The organism is Nitrospira sp. KM1 (assembly GCF_011405515.1).
GTDB lineage: Bacteria > Nitrospirota > Nitrospiria > Nitrospirales > Nitrospiraceae > Nitrospira_C.
In genome coordinates this window covers 386,350-401,126 of sequence record NZ_AP022671.1, presented here as the reverse complement: position 1 = coordinate 401,126, position 14,777 = coordinate 386,350, and the positions used below count along the sequence as shown (strand labels likewise).

14 protein-coding genes are annotated in these 14,777 nt (G+C 55.4%); 8 read left to right on the top strand and 6 right to left on the bottom strand.

The genetic code is table 11. The features are described from left to right. Positions 1 to 43 precede the first annotated feature (43 nt). A complete protein-coding gene (locus W02_RS01845) occupies positions 44 to 463 on the top strand; it encodes a hypothetical protein (RefSeq protein ID WP_173044248.1) in 420 nt (139 codons plus the stop codon). A gap of 71 nt (positions 464 to 534) precedes the next feature. Here W02_RS01845 and W02_RS01840 read toward each other — a convergent pair whose 3' ends face one another. Continuing rightward, complete coding sequence (locus W02_RS01840) at positions 535 to 1,278, bottom strand: carbon-nitrogen hydrolase family protein (RefSeq protein WP_173044246.1); 744 nt, start codon at positions 1,276 to 1,278, stop codon at positions 535 to 537. Between the two features lie 178 nt (positions 1,279 to 1,456). Between W02_RS01840 and W02_RS01835 the strand changes: the two genes are divergently transcribed. From W02_RS01835 to W02_RS01825, 3 genes are all read left to right on the top strand, one after another. Next, positions 1,457 to 2,020: a hypothetical protein gene (locus W02_RS01835; RefSeq protein WP_370467952.1), complete on the top strand. Its 564-nt coding sequence runs from the start codon at positions 1,457 to 1,459 to the stop codon at positions 2,018 to 2,020. 328 nt (positions 2,021 to 2,348) lie between these two features. Continuing rightward, the gene (locus W02_RS21930; RefSeq protein WP_173044242.1) at positions 2,349 to 2,708 is read left to right on the top strand and encodes a methyltransferase domain-containing protein; all 360 of its coding nucleotides are present in this window, start codon (positions 2,349 to 2,351) and stop codon (positions 2,706 to 2,708) included. Between the two features lie 570 nt (positions 2,709 to 3,278). Next, on the top strand, positions 3,279 to 3,464 hold the full coding sequence (locus W02_RS01825; RefSeq protein ID WP_173044240.1) for a hypothetical protein: 186 nt from the start codon (positions 3,279 to 3,281) through the stop codon (positions 3,462 to 3,464). A 161-nt stretch (positions 3,465 to 3,625) separates the two neighbouring features. Here W02_RS01825 and W02_RS01820 read toward each other — a convergent pair whose 3' ends face one another. After that, positions 3,626 to 4,471 (bottom strand): methyltransferase domain-containing protein, encoded by an 846-nt coding sequence (locus tag W02_RS01820; RefSeq protein ID WP_173044238.1) that lies wholly within the window; start codon positions 4,469 to 4,471, stop codon positions 3,626 to 3,628. A gap of 115 nt (positions 4,472 to 4,586) precedes the next feature. Beyond that, the gene (locus W02_RS01815; protein WP_173044236.1) at positions 4,587 to 5,969 is read right to left on the bottom strand and encodes an autotransporter outer membrane beta-barrel domain-containing protein; all 1,383 of its coding nucleotides are present in this window, start codon (positions 5,967 to 5,969) and stop codon (positions 4,587 to 4,589) included. A 222-nt stretch (positions 5,970 to 6,191) separates the two neighbouring features. Here W02_RS01815 and W02_RS01810 point away from each other — a divergent pair, with 222 nt between their 5' ends. Next, complete coding sequence (locus tag W02_RS01810) at positions 6,192 to 8,678, top strand: caspase family protein (RefSeq protein WP_173044234.1); 2,487 nt, start codon at positions 6,192 to 6,194, stop codon at positions 8,676 to 8,678. Between the two features lie 68 nt (positions 8,679 to 8,746). Here the strand turns inward: W02_RS01810 and W02_RS01805 are convergent, their stop codons facing one another. Further along, positions 8,747 to 9,637 carry a tyrosine-protein phosphatase gene (locus tag W02_RS01805; protein WP_173044232.1) on the bottom strand — a complete coding sequence of 297 codons (891 nt, stop codon included), beginning with the start codon at positions 9,635 to 9,637 and terminating at the stop codon, positions 8,747 to 8,749. A gap of 498 nt (positions 9,638 to 10,135) precedes the next feature. Between W02_RS01805 and W02_RS01800 the strand changes: the two genes are divergently transcribed. The 3 genes from W02_RS01800 to W02_RS01790 all read left to right on the top strand — a co-directional run bounded on the left by W02_RS01800 (position 10,136) and on the right by W02_RS01790 (position 13,124). Further along, positions 10,136 to 11,695 carry a sigma 54-interacting transcriptional regulator gene (locus W02_RS01800; protein ID WP_173044230.1) on the top strand — a complete coding sequence of 520 codons (1,560 nt, stop codon included), beginning with the start codon at positions 10,136 to 10,138 and terminating at the stop codon, positions 11,693 to 11,695. A gap of 470 nt (positions 11,696 to 12,165) precedes the next feature. Beyond that, a complete protein-coding gene (locus tag W02_RS01795) occupies positions 12,166 to 12,669 on the top strand; it encodes a DoxX family protein (RefSeq protein WP_173044228.1) in 504 nt (167 codons plus the stop codon). A 278-nt stretch (positions 12,670 to 12,947) separates the two neighbouring features. After that, entirely contained in the window at positions 12,948 to 13,124 is a 177-nt protein-coding gene (locus W02_RS01790; protein ID WP_173044226.1) for a hypothetical protein, read from the top strand. A 632-nt stretch (positions 13,125 to 13,756) separates the two neighbouring features. On the opposite strand, the gene W02_RS01785 is transcribed toward W02_RS01790, so the two are convergent. Then, positions 13,757 to 14,152, bottom strand: a complete 396-nt coding sequence (locus W02_RS01785) for a hypothetical protein (RefSeq protein ID WP_173044224.1) — start codon at positions 14,150 to 14,152, stop codon at positions 13,757 to 13,759. Positions 14,153 to 14,523: 371 nt separating this feature from the next. Further along, entirely contained in the window at positions 14,524 to 14,727 is a 204-nt protein-coding gene (locus W02_RS01780; protein WP_173044222.1) for a hypothetical protein, read from the bottom strand. Between the last annotated feature and the right edge of the window lie 50 nt (positions 14,728 to 14,777).

Sequence of the window (14,777 nt, the reverse complement as noted above, 5' to 3'; positions counted from 1 at the left end):
AAGCTGGAGGTGAGGTCAAAATGACAAGGGAAGAGGCTAATATATGAAAATCCTCTGCATGTTGTATCTCCTCTTGGGCTACTCGCTCGATGTCCCCTCTCGCGTTATGGCGCATAGCGCTGATGAAGTGATGAAGACCTTAGAGGGAGGACCGATTCCCAAGGAGTTGGTAGAAGCCACAAAAAACTTAGAGGCCACTGCAGGGCAGAAATCGAGTCGGGAGGACACTCATGCAAGGCAGCACGAGCTTCTGGAGCAGTATGTTCGATTGATAAAAGAGCGCAAGTGCAAAGAGGCCATCGCGAATATAGCCAAATTCGATGCGGCCATAGTCGGTTCTCGGAATCAAGGAAACGAGGAAGAGGAAAACAGGCTCCGACAGGTCCGAGATAAGACAGCCGCGTTTGTGAAAGAGGGATGCGCCGATACCTCTGCCAGCACACATCAAACGCCACTACAATGAACGAGTCTCTATAGCGGGAATCAACCCCAGCTTCGATAATCAAGCTTGCTATCGGATCGCTTCTGACTCAGTCACGACTTGTACAGGTTGGTTGTTATGGGCGGCAGGGTAAACACGACCACGTCCTCGCACTCTTCGCGCGCCCGCGAAACAATCTCGCCGTCAGGTCTGATGATGGCCGTGCAGCCGTAGTTCATCAATTTGCCCTGACGACCAGTCACGTCAGCCGAGGCGACCCAACACCTTGTCTGCCGTGCACGGGCTTGAAGGGTTTCGATGCTCCTTGTGCGCCACTGAGTCGCTGTCTCGGACGGAAGCATGTTATTGAGCGGATAGAGAATCAGATTTGCTCCCTGATCAGCAAGGCGTTGAGCAATCGCCGGTCGGTTGGCATCGTTACAGATATTGATTCCATAACAGAGTCCCGAGTGCCAAAAGACGGGGTAATCGGCGCCGGCGACAACTCCGGGTTCATTTGGGCAAGCCTTGGCGTATCGCCCCATGACGCGACCCCCTTCAATCACAAACGCGCTGTTGGTAACGACCTCACCCTGCCGTTCAAATGCTCCGACAATGACTGTCGGATCTGCGAAAGCAAGACGAGAGCAGAGTGTTTCCAGCCCACCGTTGACCAATCTTTCGGCCCGTGCGGCAATGATCAGTGGATCGTAGGAATGCCCAAGCAAAAAGGTCTCAGGAAATAAGGCGATCTGAATGCCCTCATCCCCCGCCCAGCGAAGATCATGTTCCAGTACGTCACACACCTGATCAAGGTTGTCGAAAATCGCATGGCGTTGAAAGGCCGCAATACGCATGAGACGACGTTAAAGCAGCAGCGCCGAGCTGAAAGAGGATCAGCTCGGACAGAAAAGATCATTTTCGTGAACGTGCTTCAAAACTGAACCGAGTAAGCGATTATAGCCAATTACAAGCGTGCTCGGTTAGAAAACGCCGTCTACGGTCGAGTATGTATGCTAAAGTCTACCCCGCCCTATGCAGATGAACCATTCCAAGGACCTCGTTCGGATTCATGTCTTCGGAGCTTCAGGCTCAGGTGTCACAACATTGAGCAAGGCACTGGCCGAAGCGCTCTGCCTGCCTTACCGCGACACTGACGACTATTTATGGATGCCCACAGAACCGCCATATCAAACCAAGCGTCCTCTTGCAGGTCGGGTTGCCATGCTCACGAGGGATTCCCAAGCACCAAAATGGATTCTTGGCGGCTCTCTGGATCAGTGGGGAACTGATGCCGTCGTACCCAGACTGACTCTCGCGATCTTTCTCACGTTGGAGCAATCAGAGCGTCTCGCAAGGCTTAAACAGCGGGAACATTTCCGTTTTGGTGACCGCATTGCCCTCGGGGGAGATATGTACCAAACACACCTTGCCTTTATGGAATGGGCAACGGCCTATGAGTCTGATCGTCTCGATCTGCGGACACGCGCCAGGCACGAGCAATGGATGAGAACTTTGTCTTGCCCGATTATCCGTGTCTCAGGAATGTTGCCAACGACAGAGCAAGTGAATATGGTTCTTGGAAATCACACTGAGTAACCACGATTCAAACGGATCACATTCCATGTCATCAGAAGAAGGTAAAGACGCGAAGTTTTCTTCGATTCCATCGATTGCCGTTCCGATTTCAACTTCCTTGGCGTGACGGCCGGTAACAGAGCAGCGATGATTGACCTCGGGGCGACCTGGTGACACATGGAAGTTGGTCAATACGATTTTGAGAGAGGCCTACTTTTATGACGCCGGCCGAAGCCATCGTTAAAACGGTGAGTGAACGTTATGCCAGAGCCGTCAGTGTTGGCGAGCGGATGTGCTGTCCAACCCACTATGACTTCGCCAATCTCAAATCGTTTATCCCGAAGCCGTCTTGAACATCTCGTACGGTTGTGGAACTCCGGCCGGGTTGCAGTCAGTCCGGCCGGGTGAAACGGTGTTGGATATCGGATCCGGAGGCGGCATCGACTGTTTCGAGGCTCTACGCCTCGTGGGTCCTTCGGGCCGCGTGATCAGCATCGATATAACCGATAGCATGTTGGCAGTGGCACGACATCACGCCCAGACCGTTGCCTCCAATCTCGGCCATGCGTCCACTAACGTAGAATTTCGAAAAGAGATGGCCGACGCGATGCCGATCGATGACGCACGATCGAGTTGGTCATTTCCAATTGCGTCATCAACCTCGTTCCTGACAAGAAGAGAGTCTTTCACGAGATGTTCCGCGTGGTGAAAGCCTGAGGGCGTTTTACTATACCGACATCGTCACCGATCAGATCGTTCCTCAGTATCTTGTTCTTGATTCTGCCAAATGGGGCGACTGCCTGTCCGGGGCGCTTACGCTGGCGGATTATCTTGCGGGAATCGCGGAGGCCGGCTTTCGCGGCGTCCATCTCGTCAAGTGTTCTCCCTGGCGGGTCATAGTATCCATTTCTTCTCGGTCACCCTGACGGGGTTCAAGCCCTGCTTCGATAGCCGCGTTACCAGTGGTGCGCTATGCGACGTTCAGCGGGCCGTTCAGTGACGCGGTGGATGATGGAAGTCTGTTCGAAAACAACCTCCGTTCTCGCCTCAGAGGGGTACGTCAGGCATTTTGCGATCATCAATCGCGCCGGCGAGCCGGCTACGGGAGACGCGGTTGCCTGTTCGCCGCAAGGAGCTTGCTGTTGATGAATCGTCAGATGAAGGGGCGTCGAATTCCAACCTTCGGATTTCAAGCGCAGCCATGGCTCTGACTACCTAGGAATACTTATATTCCATTAGTGGTCTGCTCCGTTGTACAGTCCACAGTCACGGAGCGTCTATGGCAGGCAGCGGTTCGGATCCACAAGGACTCGTCTCAACCTTCCTGACGACCAGTGAAGCGCTTGAACACTTCTTAGACGATGGAGGCAGGCTGACCGATCCGCAGAAGGCTGCGCTCTTCATCGCCACTCGGGAGCTTCTTAAAAGGATGGCTTGGAAGAAGCGTAAAAAAAAGAAATCCTGACGGGCCTCCTGCGGGCAGTAGGTACCAGGCAAGGACGATCTCCCCGCGGATTAGACCGTTAGCTTGGTTCTTATCGTTACCCTCGGGACGAGTACGAGACCGTTGCACGTCAGAACAAACGGGCCAACATGCTGCTTCGTATGTCGCAGCACTCGATTCCTCTATGAGGATCGTTTGCGTACGCGACCGATGGCCATGAAGTAACTGATCGTGCAAAACAGTTCATGCGTGTCGAGCAATCGATGAATGTCATCTTCCCATCGTTTAAGCTCTTGAGCGGAGATGACTTGGTTTTGAAAGGCGGCACGGCCGATCTCGAGGAAGTAGTCGCTGAAACTCTTGGGTTCGAATACGACGACACTGGCTTCGACCGCGACATCGACCAGCCCGCAAGATGTAAGTAGCCTAGGCAGTTCCCGACCGATCCAGCCGTTCCTAGTATGGTGGTCACAGTCAAAGTGAAGGATCTTCCGGACCAGACTTCGATCGGCCAAATTGATCGTCACCGTCTCGAAGTCCGGCTCGATCAGATACACACATCCTTCCCGCTTCGTCACCCGGACCAGTTCACTCGCCGCGTGCTGCGGATCACTGAGATACGGAAACAGACGCTCGCTTCTTGAGACATCGAAGGTGTGGTCTGAGAAAGGCAGTTGCTGCGCATCCCCCTGCTGGTAGGTGATCGGCAGATTGAGGTTGGCCAGCCGTTGCCGGGCTTCATCCAAGAACTTGCGGCTTCGATCGATGCCGACGACTTTGCCTGAAGGGGCCACGAGCTTGGCAAGTTTGACTGTTTCCAGTCCAATACCGCAGCCGTTGTCGAGCACCGACATCCCAGGGCGGATCCGGCTTCGTTCGATCGCGGTCTTCTTGAGTCGTTGAATGCCGTCGAGTGCGTCGAAGACGTCGAGGATGTGCATATAATCCTGGACGTTCGCGGCGTCGTCCATTTGTTCGAAGGCTTTGACGTTGAGCGCGCGGCGATCGCCGGCATCGGTCTTTGGCATGGAAGCACCTCCAGTGTATCAGCCGCTTACGCGCGGCAGCGCAGGAATTCTTATAGCCGGTAGCCGACGATGCCGGCAATAGTTCGTGAGGTCTAAGAAGGCCCGCGGATAGTGCTTACAGCTCCATTCTCAGTCCAACGGTACCGGCGTAGTTTTCGAACTGTTCGTTTCCGACCATGGCGCGGAAGTTGATGAAGGGTTGCCAGCCATTGCGCATGACCATAATGAGACCTGTGCCGACATTGAAGTAATTTCGGACTGGTGCATCGTTCTGGAACGTGAACCGGGTCGCGTCCAGACGCAGATCCTCGACAAAGTTGGCTGTAATGAAACGTTGCGAGTTGGCAAATTCATGGATGTAGTCCGCATTGACTTGCGGCACCAAAACGCCCGCCGATGTACTCACCGCCGCCTGACCCTGTATGCCGACGACACTTTGCACGGAGTTGATCCATTGGTCGTCATATTTCAGACCGAGGCCTCCGCCGCTCGTTTCGGCGTGATCGCCGATATGCGTGTTGGTGTAGTTGAAACCGAGACGTGGTCCGAGAGTAAACATGCCGATCGGATGATCGTAGCCGGTCAATCCGGTTACCCGGATGATATTGCCATTGGATGAACTCGATGCCACGCCGTTGAGATTGCGATCCGGCGTGCCGGCCAATCCGGGGATGAACGCCTGGGCGTTGCGGGACACCAGATAGTTGTCGTGGGTGTATCCGGCGGTTAGCTGAATAAAGGTCCGATCGGTCGGCGTGTAGGAAGTGAACAGTGTGGCTCCAAAACTGTTCGTGTTGAAATCGCCTCCGTTCTTGAGGTCGCCGTGCGTATTGGCATAATTCAGCGCCACACCGGCAACCGTCCGTTGATTGAACCGATAGTCCGCACCGGCCGTCACCCCGAGAATCATCGATTTGTATCCGTCTTGGAACGTCGTGACGTCGCGGTTCAACGCTTCGACCAGGCCCGACGCGAACAATCCGAGCCCTTTCATGCGACCGTGACTGCCGGTGGCAAAACCAGCACTGGATGAGTCTCCGCTTGGATTGACGGGAGCCAGGGCGCCGAAACCGCGGATCATTCCCGGCGACAGCAGCCCGAACGGATTCATCGCCATCATTTGGGAAGGTTGCGCGGCTGTCGCGGTGCTTTCATTTCTGATGTCGTCGAGACGGGACATCAGGTTGCGGTTGAGAATCGAAATGGCCGCGGTTTGGATGGTCGCCGCCCCGCCTCCGTTCGAATTGCCGGAACCAGTCACACCTGGCGCCGACGTACAGGCTGCCTGGAGATTGGTTCCCAATACATTGGAGGAATCTCCTCTGAGCAGTTCTGAACAGTTATTCGACAGCAATTGATTGACGCGCTGGTTCAGTACCTGTGCCTGTGCGGTGATTGGAAAGAAAAGGCCGAGGCAAAGCGCGCAGGCGATTCCTCTGATGGACGATCGCAATACAGCCAGAGTCATCCTGCTGTCGCACTGGTGAGGGATATCCATCTGCTTCCTCCTTTGAATGTGACGCGTGCCCACGGTGAGTCGATGCCACGGTGCTGAACGTTCACGGTGACGTGATCTCACGCACTCGCTAGCCCCCTGGCGCAGGCGCCGTATTATAGGTAGACTATCTGCCCCCTGCAATGGCGCTGGAATCACCGCTGTTCCGGATGTAAGTGCTGGGTATGGGCCACGAAAAGAGATCATGTTTGTGCGCGACTTCCTATGACCTTCCTTTCCGTCAAATCAACCGCACGCATCATCCTTCCCGCCGTCATGGTGGGGCTGCTCTCATCCTGTAAAACGGAGGCTCCTCCCCTCGACTCCTCGAGTTCGGTCGCAAGTGCCGTCAGCGCGCCGGGGAATTCCGATGACTACGAAGTCGTCGACTGCCTGCTGCCGGGACAGATCCGCCAGCTCGGAACCATGTCCACCTATGTGACGGAACGACGGCCGGTTCGGACGACTCGAGAGGACTGTGCCATTCGCGGCGGCGAATATGTCGCCGCCGATCGAGCCGACTATCGATCGGCGCTGAAAATCTGGCTGGGCGAGGCGGAGAAAGGGTCGGCTGAAGCACAATATTACGCTGCCACGATCTACGAACGAGGCCAAGGCGGCATTCCGGATTATGACCAGGCGGCGAAATGGTATCGCAAGTCCGCCGATCAGGGGGACAAGCGTGCGGCGATCGGGCTGGGCCGCCTGTATGAACAAGGACTCGGTGTGGCGAAAGATCCGAGTGAGGCTTCCAAATGGTTTGCGCGCGCCTCCGGGCTGAGCGAATCGGCCCTCTCCGGTCTGGCCAGAACGTGGCAGCCAGACGGGCAAGCGGCCAAGCGCATCGAGGAACTCGAACGGGCCGTTGTTGGGAAGGATCAAGAAATCAAGAAACTGAGCAGCGAGGTACAACGGGTGAACGGCGACGTCGTTGTCCTGCGGCTCGAATTGAACGATCGCGTCGCTCAGGCGCAGCAGGCCCGAGCGAAACTGCAACAGCGAGAGCAACAATCGGATAGGCTGCAGACTGAGCTGACGGCATTGAAGGGAAAGTCTGAAAAGGATCCGCAGGCTGTTGCACTCGAGCGCCGATTACAAATCCTCGCATCTTCCATGACACAAGACCGAACGCGTCTGGCGGAGCGAGACTCCGAAGTACTTCAACTCCAGGGTCGCATAAAGCTGCTCGAGAAGAACGCCGGGCGCATCCAGGTGTTGGAGCACACTGTCGCTGCGAAGGATCGTGAAACTCAAGCCCTCCGGGCGAAGCTCACGGCGGCAAATCAGAATCTCGTGCAGTTGAGCAGCCAACTTGCCGAACGCGAACAGATTGCGTCAGATCAAGAGCGCAAGAGCCGGGAAATCGAAGAGAGATACGATCAGGCACGTATTGAATTAGAACAGCTGCGCGCCAACCCCGACCAGGCTGCAGCGATGACGAAGTACGAAGACACGATCAGAGTTCTGCAGCAGGACATGGGCCAGGCAAGGCGCGAAACCGACGATCGTACTAGAGAAGTCACCCTGCTGAGGGAGAAGATCGCTTCGCTGGAAGCCGAGGCGGAGAAACAGGCCAAGGCGCTTCAGGTCGCGTCGGTGACAGACTTGGGGTTCGACGGTCCTTCGCTGGAAATCATCGATCCGCCGACGGCGCTCCATCGAGGCATTCAGGTGACAACAGACCAGACGGCTATTGCCGTCAGGATCAATGCCAGACAGTCGATTACGGGGCGCGTGCTGGCTCCGGCGGGGCTCCGCACGCTCACGGTCAATGGCGTGCCGGTTACACCGAACGCCGACGGGGTCTTTACGACGTCTCTGCCGGCCCTGCGATCGGGTCACGAGGACGTCGACGTCCAGATTCTGGCGGTCGATATTCAGAACAAGCTGGCCACGCTCAAATTTTCGCTGAATTCACGGGCCTCAGGAAAAGCAGCAGGGGCCGCCGACACGGACTTCACGGCGTTCGGCCGCTATCACGCCCTGGTCATCGGCAACGACCATTACCAGCACTGGCCGCAGCTTATGAACGCCATCTCTGACGCCACTGCCGTTGCACACGTGCTCAAGGCCCACTACGGATTTCAAGTCACGCTGCTGACGGATGCGACTCGCGCGCAGATCATGAAGGCGCTCAATCAATACCGCAAGATTCTCACGGAGAAAGACAATCTCTTGATTTATTATGCCGGTCACGGGCATCTCGATCAGGGAATCGATCGAGGTTATTGGATTCCGGTGGATGCGGAGACCCACGACAACTCCGAATGGGTGTTGCTCCCCGGTATCACGGACATGCTGCAGTTGATCTCGGCGAAGCACGTCATGGTCGTGGCGGATTCCTGCTTCGGAGGCAAACTGACGCGTGCGTCATTGGCACAACTGAAGCCGGGATTGACCGATGAGGCGAGGTTCGATCTCCTGAAGACGCTGGCGCAGAAACGCGTCCGCACGGCCATGACTTCCGGCGGTGTTCAGCCGGTGCTCGATGCAGGCGGAAGCGGGCACTCCGTCTTCGCTGAAGCGTTTCTCGGCGTACTGGAGGACAACGGCAGCGTGCTCGAAGCGGAGCGACTGTTCTGGGCCGTCCGTACCAGAGTAGTCAGCACATCGCAGAAACTCAATGCCGAACAGATTCCCACCTACGATCCCATCCATATGGCCGGACATGAGAGTCTGGGCGATTTCATCTTCGTCCGGCACGGCAGCTAGTCGACGGGCCTTTAGCAATGGCGTCCATGACTCAACGAATGTAGGGTGCTGTTCACGCGGGGTTTTGTTCACTTGGCTCGTGGACTGTCTTGCAAATAGATTTCGCGCAAAACCTGCTGCTGGTCTTCATCGATGCCCAGACCATCTGAAAAGTAGTTTTCGATCGTGCCGTAGCTCCGCTGCATCTCGTCGAATGCCGCCTCCAAATACTCGCGTTTCACTCCGAAGATGGCGAGCGCAATGCCCCGCTCCCCGCCGCCGGCGGCAAATGCCTGGATGGTCTTCCGGTAATCAGGCAGGAGGTACTCATTGCTGCGCATGTAGTCGGCCATCACCGTTTCTCTAGGCACGCCGAGAAGCGTGAGCAGCGCGGCCGCAGCCCAACCGGTGCGGTCCTTCCCCGTCGTACAGTGAAAGACCGCCGGGAGGTTGGATTTATCCGCCAGCGAAAGAAATAGCTCTTGGTACGCGCGCTGGGCGCTCGGTAAAGAAACGAACTCGCGGTATCCTTCCTTGATATGCACTTCCAGCCGTCCGCCACCAAGGACTGCGTTTGCCTTCTTCGGGTCATGCAGCAGGGCCTCGAGCTGTGCGGAGGCCGCCGACTGCCCGTCGGCGAGGACGTTCAGGTGGACCTGCTGGACTCTGATAGGCATCTGATCCGGCTGTATCTTGATCTCCTGAACGGTGCGCAAATCATAGTCGGTCTTCAAAGCGAGGAGCCGAAGTTTGGCGATATCGTCCTGACTCATCGGATTGAACACGTTGGAGCGGTAGAGGAGCCCGCGTACGACGGTCCGGTCTTCGCTCGTTTCATAGCCACCGAGATCGCGTAGATTGCCAGTGGCAGACAAACCGATCGCTTCACCGAGGCTCGCTCCGGGCTCGAGGTGCAACAGATCATCTGCCATGGCCACGTTCGTCATCATGATCAAAGCAAGCGCTGCAAGCGTCCGCATGTCTCCTCCCCAACAACATGATTCATGGTGCTGCCGGCATTCAACCTTTGCCACGGCACGATCAAGGAACGTCTATCGGCACAGAGAGTGCTGAGGTTGTATCGTGGAAATGGAACTCCAAGCAATGGTTGCGAACAATCTCCGAAGTCGTACGGTCCGTGCCAGCCATAGGAGCCGAAACACCGATTCGTCCTGCAGTGGCTGTGCTGGTTGCGATTAAAATGTGATTCTGGGACCATCACCTTGACCTGGTCGATCAGCATATCATCCTGCTTCCGAATCGCCACATTACAAAAATGTTTCCTCGCGTGCACGGTGGGTACTTGAAGCATCCTACGAAGCTGTGCGGTATTTCCATTCCTGTACGAATGTGCCGAGGACGATCCATCGCCTCTACTTGGTCATGGGCAAATGCCGAAACGGTGAATTCACCTTTGCAGTCAGACTTCTATTCTATATGGGGGCAGCCATGATCCTCATCTTGAGGAATGCAATGCAATGCGCCATAGTGCGCCAATGGACAGGCGGTCTGAATGTGCTGAAGATAGTCTTGCGGAACGATACCAAGCCCTGTTGGAAGTGGGCCAGGCGATTTCTGCTCATCGAAACCTGGATGACCTCTTCGGCGATCTCGCGCGCCGGCTTCCTCGAGTTGTCCAGGTCAATTACGTTGACCTTTCCCTTCATGACGAAGTGAAAGACGTGATGCGTCTGCACACGATACAGGCCAACACTCCGGCTCAACTTGTCGGCGGTCACGAACCACCGACGGACGAATGCCCTGCCGGCATGGTATGGCGAAGTCAGCGTCCGCTGATCGTGCCTGCCATACAGGACGAACAGCGCTGGCCGGCGGTGATCGATCTCATGAAAGAGGACGGAACTCAGTCGTTTTGCTTCGTGCCGCTTACGACGGCCAGGGCACGCCTGGGTGCGATGGGATTTTTGAGCGTGCAGGACGGAGCCTACGGCGAACACGATGTCGAATTTCTCGAGCAAGTGGCCAAGCAAGTGGCCGTCGCGGTGGAAAACGTTCTAGCCTTCCAGCAGATCGCGGCGCTGAAAGACAGGCTGACCGAAGAGAAGACCTATTTGGAGGAGGAACTTCGCTCCACTGCAGGATTCGAAGACATCATCGGCTCCAGCAGCGCATTGAAAGAGGTCCTTAGACAGGTCGAAGTGGTAGCGCCGACCGATTCCACGGTGCTCATTCAAGGAGAGACCGGAACCGGAAAGGAACTGGTTGCCCGTGCAATACACCGTTTGAGCGGGCGCAAGGAACGAACGTTCGTGAAGCTCAACTGCGCGGCCATTCCGAACGGCCTGTTAGAAAGTGAGCTGTTCGGCCATGAACGCGGGGCATTCACGGGAGCGCTGGCCCAAAAAGTCGGAAGGTTCGAACTCGCAGACAAGGGGACGATTTTTCTGGATGAAGTGGGAGAGATTCCGCTCGAACTGCAGTCAAAACTGCTCCGGGTGTTGCAGGAACAGGAATTCGAACGCCTCGGCGGGACAAAAACGCTCCGCGTCAACGTACGACTCATTGCAGCTACCAATCGAGACCTCGGGAGTCTTGCCGAGACCAATCAGTTTCGCAGCGACTTGTACTATCGGCTGAACGTCTTTCCGGTCACCATGCCGCCTTTACGTGAGCGTCGTGAAGACATTCCGGCGTTGGTTCAATATTTCACCAAGCTCTATGCTACACGCATGAACAAGGACATTCTTACGGTCCCGACCAAGACGCTCGAGATGTTGTCGGGCTATGCCTGGCCGGGAAATATCCGCGAACTGGAAAACCTTGTCGAGCGTGCCGTCATTCTGACGCAGGGAACCGACTTGCAGATGCCGCTCATCGAAGTTCATCGTCACGATCATCGTGCGACGGCGACTCCCGCGACCCTGAAGGACAACGAGCATGACCTCATCGTGCGAACGCTTCGTGAGGTGAAATGGGTCATCGGCGGTTCTGATGGCGCTGCCGCCCGACTCGGGATGAAGCGGACCACTCTCACCTCCAAAATCAAGAGACTGGGAATCACCCGTCCCATCCAGTGACGTGAGGCTCGTCAGATGACGAAGCATCGTCACCGCTTTTCGTCAGAATCCCCACATTCCCTTCGTCTTTCACAACTCATTTGCGCATGGCCGTCTTACCGCCTCGGTGACGAACTTCCTTCGTCACCTGACGATCCCTCGTCTCTGGATCTTCGGCACGCGACAAGTCCGCGCCCGATGGAGTTGGGACAGAAGAGATTACTCCACGCAAATTCAATGCGTTAGCATTGCGATCCCGTCATGGTCCAAGTGGAACGTCCCTTGCCACTGAGTGTCGTAGCATTGGCACTGATTCAACAAGAGGTGACGCCATGAACGACATGATTCTTTGGGCTCCAGGGTATGGGCTACTCATACCCGTCCCTCTGATCGTGACAGGGTTCCTGATCAAACAACTGATGAGAGTCGTTACCAGCAGCCGACGGTTCTCGACAATCAACCATCAACCATACATCTAATAGGAGGGAAACATGTCATTCTTCAAGACAGATGATTCGTGGGCGGGCATCATTCTTCGGCTCGGACTTGCCAGCGTGATCTTTGCACATGGTGCGCAAAAGTTATTGGGTTGGTTCGGGGGATTTGGATTCGAGGGAACGATGGCGGCCATGACCCAGAAAATGGGACTGCCATGGCTGGTGGCCTTTCTCGTCATCGTCGGAGAGTCCATCGGAAGTCTCGCGTTGGCCGCCGGACTGCTGACGAGATTCACTGCAGGGAGTTATATCCTCATCATGCTTGGCGCCATCGCCACCGTGCATTGGCCGCACGGATTCTATATGAATTGGTTCGGACAGCAGCAAGGAGAAGGGTTTGAGTTTCATGTTCTCGTCATTGCCATGAGTGCGGCATTGGTCATCGCCGGCGGAGGGAAGTGGGCTCTGGATGGAGTCATCGCCCGCCGGCTCGAAGCCTCCAAAGGCACTCGATCAGAGCCGGTAAAAAACGCGGCGTACGGTTTTCGATCCTTCTGATCGAAACGATCCAGCCATCGACCGCGAGGTTCAACGGGCACCGGTGAGGCTGACACTTCACATCACCTTGCCGGATTGCCCCCCCTCGACCACAACAGTCCGCTGTAGCGCCTTCTTAATCTCACTGCTGAGGGCCCAACCCAAGGTATCCCTCACGCTCTTTTACCTTGCTGCAATAGGGCCGAATGCCGGCCATAAAAAATGCTCCTTTCGTTGACGGGACATCTATTGTCCGTAACGATAGAGACTCGGGAGAAAACAATCCGCGCGCATGATCCATGCTGACATACTTCATCATCGGTTTCCTCGTTCTGATCTATGCGCTCGTTCTTGGCTGGTTTCTCGACCGTCTTGCCAAGGCGCACGAAATGACCGGGGAAGAAGAAGGCAATCTCAATCCTCGTGAATCCGGACACGAGGTATCGATCGATCTGACACGCGATCGTGCTTCGTAACATCGCTCCTTCCGCTTGTGCCTAGACGGCTCTCGCGCACCGACCGCTGCGGCGGCCATTCTAAGATGGTTCTCCGGGTCAGCTTCTTCTACGAGGTTTCGACACGCCTGATCACCGCCGTAGCGTACGCGAATTCCTGACTGATCCCCAACCCGTGAGGATGCGAATGATGATTCCCTGAGCGGCAGAACAGGATGCCGTCGATGATTCGGTGTGGGGTCTGCGCTCCGAGACCGCCGGAAAGCGCCGCAGGTTTATGAGGGAGGCCGGTAGGAACGGCGTATTCTTCTGTCCTCGGGACTTCGGTATGGTCGCGAGGAACGTTTTCGTAGCAGCAGGCGCTTGAACATTGACATCAGTGTGGCGATGCAAAGCACTTTAAAAAGACTGACCCACATGAAACCCCGTCCGGTTTCTCCTCGATATCTATACCTGCCTCAACGATAAGATCGCCGGGCATGAAGTTCAAGCCACCGCGCCGTTCTATTGTGGGTGTGCACTGCCTTCATCCGCTGTAGAGTGGGGACGTAGTGCAAACGGCGGTCAAAGTATGCCTTTAAATAATCATGTATTCGTGACAGGAGAGCCGATTCCGTTTCCAAACCGCAAACATAACGGCGGAGATTACAAGGTCATAGACCGGTCACACGGCCTTGGGGTGTCTCAGTGCTGCGTTTCTCTTGATCAGCCTTTCGCGGCGCTACGAGCGGTTTGTGTTCGCCCGTTACCTGATCTGTAGAATGTTTTTCACGGACAACGTTTTCAGCCTGCTGTTTCAGGTCGGCATTGGTTGCGCGGAGGCCGGCATTGACTGTTCGGAGGTCATCGATGGCGATGCTCAGGTTCGTGCGTTCTTCTTTGATGGTTATCAGTTCCACGTAGTTGAGCCAAATTCCCAATGCGCCAAGAGCAGAAAGCACCATGATGATGGGGATCTTGTTTCTTGCACCGTTGTCTGGATGGATGGTGACGGCGATTCCAATGAGTACGAGAGCGACCGGGATCATGACGATAAGAATTTCGGCCATAGGCACCCCCAGGTATAAATGACTCTAGGATAGCTGCTTATGGACGAAAATGTTAGATATGGATTTGTACTTAGGGTTATATGAAGGGGACGAACCGGGTTCTGACTGTATCAAAACACAAGTTGATCGGATCCAAAACAGATCCAAAACTTTTGCTTGTGAACGTAGTATGAGTGGAGAAGTCGGTTCTTGACGAAGGTGCCGGTGGGCCGGACTTTACGGAACGAGGCACCTCTTCTTGATAAGGATGTTGCCGACGATGATCTGACAGAAAGACGCCCGCTTCTCTTCACTGGGCCATTGTAAAAGGAGGAAGGTGGCAATTGAAACGCGCTGACGGAGTGAACTGAGAACGAACAGGAGAAAGGCGGTCACAATACAAATGTGATTTGATTTCCTCCGATAGTTGCGAGTTCCCGAAGATGGTCATAGGAGACCGCGAACCCGATTGTGATGTGGGAACCCGATACTTTGGCAATTGCCAGCAGGTCCATCAATTGATCGTAGTTCACCGTGGTATTCATGGTGAGGTTGGCGCCCATCCCGACCAGATCCTTCATCAAGTCATAGTTCATGGTGTCCCCTAAGATATTTTCAGTCTGAAAACGGTCGGGATATTAGATGG

Excerpts from the sequence above, each read along its gene's own strand:
- W02_RS01845 (WP_173044248.1), top strand. The coding sequence starts at position 44 with ATGAAAATCCTCTGCATGTTGTATCTCCTCTTGGGCTACTCGCTCGAT.
- W02_RS01840 (WP_173044246.1), bottom strand. The coding sequence starts at position 1,278 with ATGCGTATTGCGGCCTTTCAACGCCATGCGATTTTCGACAACCTTGAT.
- W02_RS01835 (WP_370467952.1), top strand. The coding sequence starts at position 1,457 with ATGCAGATGAACCATTCCAAGGACCTCGTTCGGATTCATGTCTTCGGA.
- W02_RS01825 (WP_173044240.1), top strand. The coding sequence starts at position 3,279 with ATGGCAGGCAGCGGTTCGGATCCACAAGGACTCGTCTCAACCTTCCTG.
- W02_RS01820 (WP_173044238.1), bottom strand. The coding sequence starts at position 4,471 with ATGCCAAAGACCGATGCCGGCGATCGCCGCGCGCTCAACGTCAAAGCC.
- W02_RS01815 (WP_173044236.1), bottom strand. The coding sequence starts at position 5,969 with ATGGATATCCCTCACCAGTGCGACAGCAGGATGACTCTGGCTGTATTG.
- W02_RS01810 (WP_173044234.1), top strand. The coding sequence starts at position 6,192 with ATGACCTTCCTTTCCGTCAAATCAACCGCACGCATCATCCTTCCCGCC.
- W02_RS01805 (WP_173044232.1), bottom strand. The coding sequence starts at position 9,637 with ATGCGGACGCTTGCAGCGCTTGCTTTGATCATGATGACGAACGTGGCC.
- W02_RS01800 (WP_173044230.1), top strand. The coding sequence starts at position 10,136 with ATGCGCCATAGTGCGCCAATGGACAGGCGGTCTGAATGTGCTGAAGAT.
- W02_RS01795 (WP_173044228.1), top strand. The coding sequence starts at position 12,166 with ATGTCATTCTTCAAGACAGATGATTCGTGGGCGGGCATCATTCTTCGG.
- W02_RS01790 (WP_173044226.1), top strand. The coding sequence starts at position 12,948 with ATGCTGACATACTTCATCATCGGTTTCCTCGTTCTGATCTATGCGCTC.
- W02_RS01785 (WP_173044224.1), bottom strand. The coding sequence starts at position 14,152 with ATGGCCGAAATTCTTATCGTCATGATCCCGGTCGCTCTCGTACTCATT.
- W02_RS01780 (WP_173044222.1), bottom strand. The coding sequence starts at position 14,727 with ATGAACTATGACTTGATGAAGGATCTGGTCGGGATGGGCGCCAACCTC.